At 61.8% G+C, this 13,053-nt stretch carries 14 protein-coding genes; 8 read left to right on the forward strand and 6 right to left on the reverse strand.

Translation table 11 applies throughout. From position 1 onward, the window contains the following. The coding region (locus NJC38_RS25880) for a transposase (protein WP_253117773.1) at positions 1–686 on the reverse strand (686 nt) is incomplete at its 3' end. Positions 687–945: 259 nt separating this feature from the next. Here NJC38_RS25880 and NJC38_RS25885 point away from each other — a divergent pair. Further along, positions 946–1,338, forward strand: coding sequence for a DUF3301 domain-containing protein (locus NJC38_RS25885; protein ID WP_045485495.1), 393 nt, complete (start codon positions 946–948; stop codon positions 1,336–1,338). 4 nt (positions 1,339–1,342) lie between these two features. On the opposite strand, the gene NJC38_RS25890 is transcribed toward NJC38_RS25885, so the two are convergent. Further along, complete coding sequence (locus NJC38_RS25890; RefSeq protein WP_253117774.1) at positions 1,343–2,314, reverse strand: CobW family GTP-binding protein; 972 nt, start codon at positions 2,312–2,314, stop codon at positions 1,343–1,345. A 45-nt stretch (positions 2,315–2,359) separates the two neighbouring features. Here NJC38_RS25890 and NJC38_RS25895 point away from each other — a divergent pair, with 45 nt between their 5' ends. After that, the gene (locus NJC38_RS25895) at positions 2,360–2,707 is read left to right on the forward strand and encodes a hypothetical protein (protein ID WP_045485491.1); all 348 of its coding nucleotides are present in this window, start codon (positions 2,360–2,362) and stop codon (positions 2,705–2,707) included. Positions 2,708–2,710: 3 nt separating this feature from the next. Here NJC38_RS25895 and NJC38_RS25900 read toward each other — a convergent pair whose 3' ends face one another. Then, the gene (locus NJC38_RS25900; RefSeq protein ID WP_253117775.1) at positions 2,711–3,361 is read right to left on the reverse strand and encodes a DUF1826 domain-containing protein; all 651 of its coding nucleotides are present in this window, start codon (positions 3,359–3,361) and stop codon (positions 2,711–2,713) included. Beyond that, on the reverse strand, positions 3,361–4,569 hold the full coding sequence (gene zigA / locus NJC38_RS25905) for a zinc metallochaperone GTPase ZigA (RefSeq protein ID WP_253117776.1): 1,209 nt from the start codon (positions 4,567–4,569) through the stop codon (positions 3,361–3,363). Before zigA ends, NJC38_RS25900 begins: the two co-directional genes overlap by 1 nt. A 134-nt stretch (positions 4,570–4,703) precedes the next feature. Here zigA and NJC38_RS25910 point away from each other — a divergent pair, with 134 nt between their 5' ends. Continuing rightward, on the forward strand, positions 4,704–5,105 hold the full coding sequence (locus tag NJC38_RS25910; RefSeq protein WP_253117777.1) for a glutamine synthetase: 402 nt from the start codon (positions 4,704–4,706) through the stop codon (positions 5,103–5,105). 169 nt (positions 5,106–5,274) lie between these two features. Here NJC38_RS25910 and NJC38_RS25915 read toward each other — a convergent pair whose 3' ends face one another. Continuing rightward, positions 5,275–5,796 (reverse strand): DUF3617 domain-containing protein, encoded by a 522-nt coding sequence (locus NJC38_RS25915; protein WP_253117778.1) that lies wholly within the window; start codon positions 5,794–5,796, stop codon positions 5,275–5,277. A gap of 149 nt (positions 5,797–5,945) precedes the next feature. Between NJC38_RS25915 and cls the strand changes: the two genes are divergently transcribed. After that, on the forward strand, positions 5,946–7,385 hold the full coding sequence (gene cls, locus NJC38_RS25920; protein ID WP_253117779.1) for a cardiolipin synthase: 1,440 nt from the start codon (positions 5,946–5,948) through the stop codon (positions 7,383–7,385). On the opposite strand, the gene cfaB is transcribed toward cls, so the two are convergent. Next, on the reverse strand, positions 7,382–8,569 hold the full coding sequence (gene cfaB / locus NJC38_RS25925; RefSeq protein WP_045485479.1) for a C17 cyclopropane fatty acid synthase CfaB: 1,188 nt from the start codon (positions 8,567–8,569) through the stop codon (positions 7,382–7,384). The genes cls and cfaB overlap by 4 nt on opposite strands. Positions 8,570–8,788: 219 nt before the next feature. On the opposite strand from cfaB, the gene NJC38_RS25930 reads away from it, so the two are divergent. The 4 genes from NJC38_RS25930 to NJC38_RS25945 are packed head-to-tail and all read left to right on the forward strand — an operon-like array spanning position 8,789 to position 13,009. Continuing rightward, a complete protein-coding gene (locus tag NJC38_RS25930; protein WP_253117780.1) occupies positions 8,789–9,421 on the forward strand; it encodes a CDP-alcohol phosphatidyltransferase family protein in 633 nt (210 codons plus the stop codon). A 42-nt stretch (positions 9,422–9,463) separates the two neighbouring features. Then, positions 9,464–11,221 (forward strand): bifunctional alpha/beta hydrolase/class I SAM-dependent methyltransferase, encoded by a 1,758-nt coding sequence (locus tag NJC38_RS25935; RefSeq protein WP_253117781.1) that lies wholly within the window; start codon positions 9,464–9,466, stop codon positions 11,219–11,221. Then, positions 11,218–12,567 carry a phosphatase PAP2/dual specificity phosphatase family protein gene (locus NJC38_RS25940; protein WP_253117782.1) on the forward strand — a complete coding sequence of 450 codons (1,350 nt, stop codon included), beginning with the start codon at positions 11,218–11,220 and terminating at the stop codon, positions 12,565–12,567. The genes NJC38_RS25935 and NJC38_RS25940 overlap by 4 nt, the downstream gene beginning before the upstream one ends. Next, positions 12,557–13,009, forward strand: a complete 453-nt coding sequence (locus NJC38_RS25945; protein ID WP_253117783.1) for a hypothetical protein — start codon at positions 12,557–12,559, stop codon at positions 13,007–13,009. Before NJC38_RS25940 ends, NJC38_RS25945 begins: the two co-directional genes overlap by 11 nt. Positions 13,010–13,053: the final 44 nt, after the last annotated feature.

Consider the following 13,053-nt stretch of genomic DNA (forward strand, 5'->3'; position numbering starts at 1 on the left):
AGGCAATCCTTGCGGCGGTTCGCAATTTTGGCGTGGATCGCCCGCACACGGGCCTTCTTGCCGGCGCGCTGGGCCGTGCCCAGGGCGCTCTCCAGATCCCGGTAGAACCTGCCGCTTTCAAGGCGATGACCGTCGCTACAGGTGGCCGTGGTTTTCAGTCCGAGGTCGATACCCACCGCGTCCTGGCCTGGCGATAACTGCCGGTCGACCTCGACCACGACGTTGAAATACCAGCGTCCACGGGTGTCTTCGTTGAAGCTACCGGATCTGAATTTAAAGCCCGCCAGGCCGTAGCTGTCCCAGACCTTGAAGTGCTGTCTGTTGAAGACGACCTGGCCGTTTTTCCAGAAAGCAGCGCCGGCCTTGAGGGGCACCCAGCCCAGGCTGCGCCGAGCGCCGCCCGAGCAGCGCCAGCGTAGCTGGCGCTTTTTGAACTGCTTGCGCCGTGTGACATATTCGTCGGCAACAGCCTGCACCGATTGGCTGTGCAGTCCCAGGTCTTTGCCGGCCCCGTTGGTGTACTTGTGAATGTCGAACGCCGACAGAAAACGACCACGCTCACGAATCAAGCGACTACTCAACTCATTTACGTAGTTCCACACAAAATTCACAGCACGAGAAGCTTCACGCAGTTGCGCTGCATGCTTGTCTCGCACTCGAATCTTGAGGGTTTTGGTCGCTTTCATTTCAGTCATGAAACACAGGATGGGGCGGTTTTATGGATGTTAACCCCTATGACCGCTTCGCGGTGGCGCTTTCATCCCCCACCTGAAGGAAGGGGCTTTTCGCGCCAGCTTGGTAAAAATACAGATACGTTTCATCTGCGTTGCGTAACAGGACACAAATGCAGTCGTGCGAAATTTACTGCGCCCGCTCTGGCTGGAATTGATCGCACCCAGTTAATCTGTAGCAGCCTGTTTGGCTCATCGGCTGGAGTACACCGTCATGCTGACCCTGGGTAATATTTTTGTGCTGATGCTGCTCGCCACCGGGGCAGCCTGGCTTTGGCATGCCCACGGTCTGCGTGAAAAAGCGCTGGAGCGGGTCAAGCAACATTGCGCACGGCTCGATCTGGAACTGCTCGACGAGAACGTCGCCTTCAAGCGTCTGGCGTGGACCGCCGACGCCCATGGCCGCAAACGCCTGGCGCGTATCTACAGTTTTGAATTCACCGTCACTGGCGAACAGCGTCATCCTGGCAGCATTACTCAATTCGGCGCGCACAGCGCGCAGATCGAGCTGGCCCCCTATCCTTTCGAGATCAAGCCGCCACCACCGTCTGCCGAAGTGATCCGTCTCGACGAATGGCGCCAGTCGCATCAGAAATGGAAGCAATGATTTTTCAGGCTATTCGGCAAGCACTCAACCCGGCTTGAAGGGCCGCCACATCCTGAGCCTCATCAAAGATCAGCTCCAGCCGCGAGTCCTGGCGCCACTCGCTGGCTTGCCATTGCACACCCGCCCCTGCCAGCGCGTTGGCTGAACACCAACCCTGCTCGCTGTGCACCACCAGTTTGGCGCGTCGCCAGTTCAGGGCAGCCAGCCACTGCGCCAGTTGCCTGCAATCGAAACGCTGCGAAGGGTGCCAGCGCCAGCCTACGCTCCAGCCGTCGGCACTGCCCTGGCTGAGCACCCATGGCGTCGCAACATCTGCCCAGTGCGGCGCTGCTGCCTGAATGCTCGCTGGCAGTGCCTGCTCAGCCTGAGGGTTATCCACAGCTGTCAAACTGTCCACACCCGGCAACTGTGACAATGACAAGCGGCCCTGGCTGCACCAGACCCGTGGCAACGCCGGCAAACGCTCGGCCAGCCGCTGGCGGACAGCGTCGGATAAACCCTCAGCCTTGTTAAGCACCAGCAACCCGGCAGCCGCCAGCGCCTGCTGCTGGGTATCGGGCAATGGCTGGCCGGCCGCCAATGCCTGGGCATCGAGAACCATGACCGCTGGCATCACCCGCAGCACGCCCTGCCAGGGTGGCTGCTGCAACTGGGCAATCAACTGTGCCGGATGGCCAAGACCCGACGGTTCGATCAACAGCCGGTCGGGCCGGGCTTTGCGCAGCAGCCGACCCAGGCCAATCTGGAACGGCACGCCATTGACGCAGCACAGGCAGCCGCCAGCCACTTCGCCAAGTGCGATACCATCGGCGCCGGTGGTCAGCAGCGCGGCGTCCAGACCGATCTGGCCGAACTCGTTGATCAGTACCGCCCAGCGCTGGTCAGCGGGTTTGTGCGCCAACAGGTGACGGATCAGGCTGGTCTTGCCGGCGCCCAACGGGCCACCGATGACATGAGTGGGAATGTTCTGCAGCATCAGTTCGCTTCAGGAGGACAAGGTTTGCAATCACGATGGGCAACCATGCTGGCGACAGCACTGCTGACACTCGCCTCAGGCCAGGTGCGGGCCGCAGCCTGTGTTGTCCACACCCAGGCGCAGCGCCTGGATGTGAAGGTGTGTCAGGAGAATGTCTCAGTGCCAGACAACCTGTTCCACGACAGTTTCTGCCAGCCGCAACTGGCCGGGCAAAAGGTCGAGGTACAGTTTGTCGAGCAATGCCCGGCAGGCGCTTTTGGCGTATGCCGTGACGCTCAGGTTGCCAATATGCCCTATCGCGAGCATATCCACTATTACGGCGTGGCCAGCGATGCTGCGTACCTCAAACCGTTTTGCGAGGGCCAGAGCCAAGGGCAGTGGCAGACCCCTTGAGGGTCAGGCCAGCCAGTCGAGGGTCAGAATCAGGCGTCGTTCGTTACGGCTCAACGGCGGCGAACGGTGGATCAGGCCATGGCCCTCGTTGCCGATCCAGCGCTCGCCCTTGAGCAGCGCCACTGCACCGCACTGAATTTGCTGAATCAGCGCCGGGTCTTTGGGTTCGGCCTGAGCCTGCCCAAGGCGCGAGCGATCCATGTCACGCTCTTTGAGCCACTGGCTGCCGATCCCGGCGTAGGTGGTGATCAGCCGCATCGGCACGTGATCGACATGAAAACGCGGGCACATGGCGGTGTCCATCGCCCGCAGACGCAGGCCGACCCGTTCGGCACCCAGCAGGCAGGCGTAGGCGCTGACCAGCCAGGACACGTCAGCGACGAACCCGGCGTGGCCCTGCACATCGGCATAAGCGGCAGCCAGACGCTGCAGATCAGGCTCCAGATTGCCTCCTTTTACCTCCAGTGCCAAAGACTCTGACAGCGGCTCGTTCAGGGTCAGCAAGGCGCTGGCGAAATCCTGGATGTGCAGCGGCAAATGGCGTTGCCAGACCGCCAGATTGACGCCGTCCTGCAACACCTCCCCGAGAATATCGGGATTGTCGCCCTGTACCTGGCGGGCCTGCGGGCGAAACGGTAAAACCTGCGCGAGCATCAGGCAGCGTCCTCTTCATGCCATTCCCCGAACGGGTCAGGCAGCAATTGCCAGGCTTCGACGCCCATGCCCATCTCGGCATCGGTCAACAGGCAGTCGTCCAGCTCGGCGTTGAGTTGGGTGAAGTCGATGTTCTGGCCGATGAACACCAGTTCCTGGCGGCAATCACCGGTGGCTGCATTCCACTCCTTCATGATCGCCTGGAGACTTTCCTGATCCTGCGGCCAGTGGGCGCGCGGTACGAAGCGCCACCAGCGACCGGCCGGACCATGACGCATCAGGCCACCGGCCTGCGACCAACTGCCGGCCTCCTGATGTTTGCTCGCAAGCCAGAAAAAGCCTTTGGAGCGCAGCAGCTTGCCATTGAGCCAGGGCCGGTTGAGGAAGTTGAAAAAGCGCTCCGGGTGAAACGGCCGCCGCGCCCGGTAGGCCGTCGAGGCGATGCCGTACTCTTCGCTTTCCGGTACATGCTCGCCACGCAGTTCCTTGAGCCAGCCCGGCGCTTGGGCCGCGCGTTCAAAATCGAAGCGGCCGGTATTGAGGATGGTGGTCAGCGGCACCTGGCCCATGACCATCGGCACAATCTGCGCCTGAGCATTCAAGCGGCCGAGAATGGCCATTAACTCTTCACGCTCGCTGGAGCTGATCAGGTCGATCTTGCTGAGCAGAATCACATCGGCGAACTCGATCTGCTCGATGAGCAGGTCGGTGATGGATCGATCATCCTCATCGCCCATGCTCTCACCGCGGCTGGCCAGGCTCTCGGCGGCCTGGTAGTCGAGCAGGAAATTCATGCCGTCCACCACCGTGACCATGGTGTCCAGGCGCGCAATGTCCGAGAGGCTGGTACCGGCCTCATCGCGAAAGGTAAAGGTTTCCGCCACCGGCAGCGGCTCGGAAATGCCGGTGGACTCAATCAGCAGGTAATCGAAGCGGCCGTCCTGTGCCAGACGGCTGACTTCTTCAAGCAAGTCTTCGCGCAGGGTGCAGCAGATGCAACCATTGCTCATCTCGACCAGTTTCTCATCGGCGCGGCTGAGGCTGACGTCACGCTGCACCTCGCTGCCATCGATGTTGATTTCACTCATGTCATTGACGATCACCGCCACGCGCAGGTTTTCACGGTTGCGCAACACGTGATTAAGCAAGGTACTTTTGCCGGCACCAAGAAAGCCGGACAGGACGGTAACGGGAAGACGGTTCGGCATCAGGACTCACCAACAGGTTTGGTTCAGGTAGGCTGGGCAAAGCTCTGCTGGCTTTGTGGCAGCGGATTCAACGACCGACAATGTTATAGTATAACAATGCGGTTTTGCCAACCTGTTCGACGAAGGGCGCTCGCATGCCTGTGAAAACCATCGCTGCCAGTGTGTTATTGGCGCTGAGCAGCACCTGTGTTCTGGCGGCAGGCGCCAGTACGCCAACCGGCGGGGCAACCTGCGTGCGCAGCCTGAACCTGCTGTCCTGCAGCGATCTGGAAGGAAACGGCTATAGCGTGGCGACTCAGGGCGATACCACTTACCTGCGCGGCTACGAGTCCGCCAGCGCCCGCCGCTGGGCGCAGACCAACAGCCGTTATCGGCAACTGACCTTTTTTACCGGGCTGGCATCGGATGGTGAAATCTGGGTGGGGACGATTCGCAAGGTGGGCTGGACCACCATCACCAGAGTGTCCAGCTCGAACGGCACCCGCAGCAGCATCAGCTGCGGGCGGGTGACGGGGTGTCACGAGCAGAAGCGGTAACAGCTGGCTTCGCAGCTAAAGCTGCTCCTACAAGTTAATGTCGATCAGTTAAGGTCGGCGCGATCTTTGTGAGAACAGCCAGCTCATTCCCACCCGATTTCAGGCCAGAATTGGGGTGGGAAGGCAGCATTACATCCACAGCAGATGTTCCACGTGGAACACTCATGGATCAACTACGTGGCGCGACGTTACCGCACTGGGCGCCCAGCCATACGGCGCGGGTGTCCATACTGCCGTTCTGTTGCTGGCCGGATGCGTTGAAGGTGCCTTTGACGCGGGTGGTGAACTCACGATCACTGAGAAACTGCGCCTGCCCTGTACCTTGGGCTCGTGGGCAACTGAACTGGAAATTCCAGGTTTTGCCGTTGCGGTCCGTCACGCGCTGATTACAACCGGACTTGGGGTCGGTCAGCGGAATATCATCGGCCTTGACCTGAGCCTCAGTCAGGCAGAAACGCACGCCCTGCCCGCCCAAGGTAATACCTTGCTTCTGCATGGCCTGTTCCATCATCGCGCGTTGTTCAGGCGGTAGATTCTTGAGCTGGCCGAGCATGAACTGCATGTCCGGCAACGCCTGACCATCGACCTGCATATTGCTGGAGGTCAGTTCCCACAACCCCGGCTGGAGCATTTGAGCCTGGGCCACGGGCGCAGCCAGGCAAAACATCCAGGCCAACATGCGTTTGTTCATCTGCGGATTCCTCAGGTCATCATCGATATGCGTGATTTCTCGACGCTGAGGCTTAGACGGTATAAACGCCTCGCCGTTGCATGTTGAATTAAATAGCGACAATCGCACTTTGCTATGGTCTGTTTAGGCGTCTGTAAAGGAACCTCGCAATGGATTACCACAGCCCGTATTTCTTCGGTTATGTGCTTGGCTTCATTCACCTGCTGGGTAGCGTCGCGGCCATCCATGCGCTGTTGACCGTACGCACCGCGCAGGGGGCGATTGCCTGGGCGATGTCGCTGGTGTTCATTCCCTACCTGACCCTGATTCCTTATCTGGTGTTTGGCCGCAGCTCATTCGACGCCTACATCAAGGCCCGACGTCAGGCCAACAAGGAAATGAAGCACGCTATCAGCAGCCTGAACTGGCGGCCCTGGATCGATGAGGCGGTCGCTGCGCGGCGCTCCGACGCCTACGCAGCGCTGCGGGCCATGCCACGTCTGGGGCATATGCCGGCGCTGGCCAATAACGAAGTGAAGCTGTTGATCAACGGCCAGGCCAGCTTTGCCGCGATGTTCGGGGCCATCCGCCAGGCGCGGCAGACAGTGCTGGTGCAGTTTTTCATCATCCATGACGACGACCTGGGCCGCCGCCTGCAAGAACTACTGTTGCTCAAGGCATCCGAGGGAGTGGCCGTTTATGTGCTGTACGACCGGATTGGCAGCCACGCGCTGCCGGCCAGCTACGTGGAGAAGCTGCGCGCCGGCGGGGTGCGGATCAAAGCCTTCGCCACCCATGGCGGCTGGATGAACCGCTTCCAGATCAACTTTCGCAACCATCGCAAGATCGTGGTGGTCGATGGCCTCAAGGGTTACCTGGGCGGGCACAACGTCGGTGATGAGTACCTGGGCCTCAAGCCTGCCCTGTCACCGTGGCGCGACACCCATGTGCAGGTCATCGGTCCGGTGGTCGCCTGTCTGCAAGAGACGTTTGCCGAGGACTGGTTCTGGGCTACCCGCCAGCTACCGCCGCTGAGCCTGCCCGACAGCTTCCCGGAAGACGGCGTGCTCTGCCAGTTGCTCGCCAGCGGCCCGGCCGATGCCCAGGAAACCTGCTCGCTGTTCTTTGTCGAGGCCATTCATTCAGCGCAACAGCGACTATGGATCACCAGCCCGTACTTCATTCCCGATGAAGCCGTGTCTGCCGCCTTGCACCTGGCCGTGCTGCGTGGCGTGGATGTGCGTGTGCTGCTGCCGTCGCGGCCCGATCACTACGTGGTCTATGCGGCGTCGAGCCTGTATGCCTTCGCGGCCGTGCGCGCCGGGGTCAAAGTGTTCCGCTACCAGCCGGGTTTTCTGCATCAGAAGGTGGTGCTGATCGACGATGAAGTCACGGCCATCGGCAGCGCCAACCTGGATAACCGCTCGTTCCGGCTCAACTTCGAATTGATGCTGCTGACCGTCGACCGCGAGTTCGCCGCTCAGGTCGAAGCCATGCTCAGCGCTGACTTCGAACTGGCGCGGGAAATCACCGTACAGGACAGCCGGGAAACCCGCCGCCTGCACCAACTGGGGATGCGCGTGGCGCGGCTGATTTCCCCGATCCTTTAACAACGGTAAAGATCAGCGCGGGTCAGCGGCAGATGATGGCTGCCGTCGGCCAGCGGCCTGACCGCAAGAACCTGATGCAGGTTGATCCAGCCCCTGGCGAAGGCATAGGCGCAGCCGGCCAGGTACAGTCGCCAGATGCGCAAGCTGTGCTCGCCAATTAGCGCCTTCGCTTCGTCCAGATGAGCCTCAAGCCGTTCGCTCCACTGCTCCAGGGTCCTGGCGTAGTGCAGGCGCAGGCTTTCGACGTCAACGATCTCCAGACCCGCATCGCTGAGGTGCGCACTGATCATCGCCAGATGCGGCAACTCGCCGTTGGGAAATACATAGCGGTGTATGAACGTGCCGGCCCCGCGCTCCACCGGCCGACTATCAGAGTGCCGGGCGGTGATGCCATGGTTCATCACCAACCCGCCCTCCTTCACCGCGCCGAACAGGCAGCGGGTGTAGAGCGGCAGATTGGCATGCCCGACGTGCTCGAACATGCCAACGCTGACCACCTTGTCAAAACGTCCATCCTGCGGCAGGTCACGATAGTCGAGCAGTTGCAGCTCGACCTGATCCTGCAAGCCCTGCGCCTCGACCCGCTCGCGGGCCAGCGCCAGTTGCTCGCGGCTCAGGGTAATGCCGAACACTTGAGCGCCGTACTCCCGGGCGGCAAAGCGCGCCAGCCCGCCCCAGCCACAGCCGACATCCAGCAGATAGTCGCCAGGCTGCAGGCGCAGCTTGCGACACAGATGATGGAATTTATCCTGCTGCGCCTGCTCAAGGCTTTCCTGACCGGTCTTGAAGTACGCGCAGGAGTAAACCATCTCGCGGTCCAGCCACAACTGGTAAAACGCATTGGACAGGTCGTAGTGGTAAGAAATCGAGGTGGCGTCCAGGCTCCGATCATGAGCCGTACGCTTGCCGTCGTCGTCCTGCGCGAAGTGACCAAAGGCCTGGGTCAGCTGATCACCGATTTGCACCGCCTCGCTGAGCGAGCCCTCCAGCTCCAGCCGGCCCTCAACGAATGCGCTGCCAAACAGATCCAGGCTGGGACGCGCCAGCTCCGCCATCAGGGTTGGGTCCTTGACCAGGATCGTGACGCGCGGCTCAGCGCCGAATTCGAACTGCTGGCCGTCCCAGAGTCTGATCCGCAACGGCAATTGCAGGCCTTGCAGGGCACTCGGTAGTTGGGTGTACATGACCGTCCACCTCCTCATCCAGAATTGATCGGAAAAAGGTAGCTCAACCATCCTTTGAGCCGCTGACCGTCGGCCTGACGGTCAATGGCATCGTCCATGCACGGCAGTCTGATCCGCCTGAATAACAGGACAGACTTCACGTTTTACTTCATCGGGTCCTGTACGAAATGTCCGCATACACCGATGATGCGCCCAACATCTTGACCAGGACGGCCTCTCTTGATTTCGATCTACCAGCTCAAACCGCGCTTCCAGAATCTGCTGCGCCCTCTGGTGCACAAGCTCTACGACAAGGGCATTACGGCCAATCAGGTGACCCTCGGAGCCTGCCTGGTATCACTGCTGGTCGGCGCGCTGGTGACCGTCGGCATGCCGCACTATTGGCTGTTTGCCTTGATCCCGCTGTGGATGATCATACGCATGGCCCTTAATGCCATAGACGGCATGCTGGCCCGCGAGTTCGGCCAGAAGTCGCGGCTGGGGGCTTATTTGAACGAACTGACCGATGTCATCGCGGACAGCGCGCTGATGCTGCCCTTCGCCCTGCTGGCCGGGGTCAGCCCGGTGCTGGTGGTGCTGGTGACCCTGCTGGCCGTGTTCAGCGAGTACGCCGGCGTGCTCGGCCCGATGGTCGGTGCGTCACGCCGCTACGACGGGCCGATGGGCAAGAGCGACCGGGCGTTGGTGTTCGGCGTCATGGGCGCCGGGGTCGCCACAGGTTTACTTGCGCCAGCATGGATAAATTTCATCCTTGTCGTGGTCTCAGCCCTGCTGATCTACACCTTGGTCAACCGGATTCGCCAGGGCCTCGCCGAAAAGCCGCTTGCGCCGCACGACAGATCAGACTCATAACCCCCTGCTTGCCCGGTCAATATTGGCTCAAAGGAGTTTGCCATGCGCGACGTGATTGCCCTGCGCTTCGCCACCCATGACGGTGTCGAACTGTTTTATCGCCACTGGCCCGCCATGGGCCTGGCCCCCGGCAAGTCGCGGCAAGCCATCGTACTGTTGCACCGTGGCCACGAACACTCCGGACGCATTGCTCACCTGGTCGATGAACTGCAACTGCCGGGTTTCGATTTCTTTGCCTGGGATGCCCGTGGCCACGGCGAGTCGCCCGGCGCACGCGGCGACAGCCCAAGCTTTGCCACCACCGTGCGCGACCTGCAAACCTTCATTGAGCATATCGCCGCCAGCCACGGCGTCGAAACCGGCAACATCGCGGTGGTGGCGCAGAGTGTCGGCGCAGTGATCGCCGCTACCTGGGCACATGACTACGCGCCCAACATCCGCGCTCTGGTACTGGCCTCGCCGGCGTTCAAGGTCAAACTCTACGTGCCCTTCGCCCGTCAGGGCCTGGCGTTGCTGCGCCGTTTCAAAGGCAATTTCTTCGTCAACAGCTACGTCAAAGCGCGCTTTCTGACCCACGACGAGCATCGCCGCAAGACTTACGACAGCGACCCGCTGATCGCCAAGGCCATCTCGGTCAATGTGCTGCTGGGCCTGTACGAAGCCGCCGAGCGCGTAGTGGCCGACGCCCAGGCCATTCAGGTGCCAACCCAATTGCTGATCTCGGGCGCAGACTTCGTGGTTGAGCGCGCCCCGCAAGAACGCTTCTTCGAACGCCTGGGCAGCCTGCAAAAGGAAAAGCACATCCTGCCCGGTTTCTTCCATGACACCCTGGGTGAGCGTAACCGTGAGCAAGCGCTCACGCGCATCCGCCGCTTCGTGCAGCATGCCTTCGACAACCCGCCACAGCGCCATGCCCTGCTGGACGCCGACCGGGTAGGTGAAACCTGCGCCGAGGCCGAAGCGCTGGCCGCGCCATTGCCGCCACGTTCGCTGCGCAGCCTTTACTGGCGGCTGACCCGCGCGGGCCTGCGCACCGGCAGCAGCTTGTCCGAAGGGGTGAAGCTGGGCTTCGAGACCGGCTTTGACTCCGGCAGTACCCTGGATTATGTGTACCGCAACCAACCGACCGGGCGCGGCAGCCTCGGTCGGCTGATCGACCGCAACTACCTGAACTCGATTGGCTGGCGCGGGATTCGCCAACGCAAGATCAACATCGAAGAACTGCTGCGCCTGGCCATGCACAAGCTGCGCGAGCAGCAAAGCGCGGTGCGAATCGTCGACATCGCCGCCGGCCACGGACGCTACATCCTTGAAGCGCTCAAGGGCGTCGAGCCGCTGCCCGAGTCGATCCTGTTGCGCGACTACAGTGACCTCAACGTGCAACAAGGCAGCGCGCTGATCGAGAAACTCGACCTCGATGAAATTGCCCGCTTCATCAAGGCCGACGCCTTTGACCGCGACAACCTCGCCGCCCTCGATCCCAAACCGACGCTGGCGGTGGTGTCAGGCCTGTACGAGCTGTTCGCCAGCAACACTCAGGTCGGTCACTCGCTGGCCGGCCTGGCCGCGGCGGTCGAACCCGGCGGTTATCTGATCTACACCGGCCAGCCGTGGCATCCGCAACTGGAACTGATCGCCCGCGCCCTGACCAGCCATCGCGGCGGTGACGCCTGGGTGATGCGCCGCCGTAGCCAGGCCGAAATGGACCAGTTGGTGGAAGCGGCAGGCTTTCGCAAGATCACCCAGCGCATCGATGAGTGGGGGATTTTCAGCGTGTCACTGGCGCAGCGGCTGCCGTGAGCAGCCTGCGCGAACCAGGCCTGTGGAAACGGGCCGTGGTCTGGCTGCTGGTGCTGGCGCCGTTCTTTTTCGCCAGCTACGGCTTTGCCACCTGGTACACCGCCCGGCGCGACGACGTCGGCAGCCTGGCATTCGCCTGGGAAAGCCACATGCCGTTCTGGGCCTGGACCATCGTGCCCTACTGGTCCATCGACCTGCTCTACGGTTTTTCACTGCTGGCCTGCCTGACCCGCCGTGAACTCGACCGCCACGCCCTGCGCCTGCTCAGCGCTCAAGTGCTGGCGGTCAGTTGCTTTCTGCTCTGGCCACTGCGCTTCACTTTCCAGCGCCCGGAAATGGACGGCCTATTCGGCTGGCTGTTCGACGTGCTGGTCGGCTTCGACAAGCCGTTCAACCAGGCGCCGTCGTTGCACATCGCCCTGCTGGTGATTCTCTGGGTCTGCTTCGAGCGTTACCTGCGCGCTTTCCATCCGGCCTGGCGCTGGCTGCTGCATGGCTGGTTCGCGCTGATCGGCCTGTCGGTGCTGACCACCTGGCAACATCACTTCATCGACCTGCCGACCGGCGCCCTGGCCGGCTGGCTGTGTGTCTGGCTGTGGCCGGATGAAGGTCGCAGCCCGCTGCTCAGTGCCCGGCTTAGCCATGACCCGAGCCGCTGGAAACTGGCCGGTTACTACCTGCTCGGCGCGCTATTGCTGGCCTGGCCGGGGTTTAGCCTGGGTGGTGTCTGGTTATGGTTGCTGTGGCCGGCACTGTCACTGCTGCTGGTGGCCCTCAACTACCTGTGGTTCGATGCCCAAGGCTTTCAGAAGCGCGCCGATGGCCGCCTGTCGCCCGCAGCACGCTGGCTGCTGGCGCCGTATCTGGCCGGTGCATGGCTCAACGTCTGGCTCTGGACGCGCAACCAGCCGCAGGCGCAGCGAGTGCTGGATGAGATCTGGCTGGGTCGCATCGCGGGTCGTGATCAGGCCGGTCAGTTCAGGGCCGTTGTGGACCTGTGTGCCGAGCTGTCGCAGAGCGTCACACCGCCGACTTACCGTAACCTGGCGCAACTGGATCTGGTCCCGCCCACCGCACAGCAGTGCCTGGCCGCCGCCGAGGCCATCGAAGCATCACGCCATGCCGGGCCGCTGCTGGTGTGCTGCGCATTGGGCTATTCACGCAGCGCCACCGCCCTGGCGGCCTGGCTGCTGTACAACGGCCGGGCCGCGTCAGTAGATGAGGCTGTCAAACTGATCCGCCAGAGCCGGCCAGGCGTGGTGCTGCACAACGAACACCGTCAGGCACTTAGTACGCTACTGGAACAGTGCACAACCCAACCGGCAGAGGCGCAGCATGAACGCTGACCTGCAATTGCACATCATCGCCAGCCTGCTACGTCGCGGCCGGGCGCTGGACAATTTGTCCACCGGCTTGACCCTGTTGAGCCTGGCACTGGGCCTGAGCCAGCTGTGGTTTGCCCCGTCGGGCCTGCTGATGAGCTGGGTGGTGCTGTTGGTGGTATTGGGCCTGGGCGAAAAATACTACGCTCTGCGGGTAGCTTTTGATGCCGAGCTGTTTCAAAAGCTTGCCGACGACCCTGCTAACCTGACACGCAACACCCGGGCGCTGGATCAGGCTCTGGCGGCGTTCAGCCTGCAACCGGCCGACAAAGCCGGGCGTTCCTGGCCACTACGCAGTCAAGGCGCCTTGAAGCTGTTGCGCCAACAAGTGTTGTTGCTCGCCCTGCAAATCATGCTGTTGCTGGGCGCGTTACTGATTTTGCCCTGGTTTGGGCTGATGCGGTGAAGCAGCGCAACATGCGAGCAGCGTCTTTGCTCGCCTTACCGAAG

It is taken from the genome of Pseudomonas sp. 21LCFQ010 (assembly GCF_024129905.1).
Lineage (GTDB): Bacteria > Pseudomonadota > Gammaproteobacteria > Pseudomonadales > Pseudomonadaceae > Aquipseudomonas.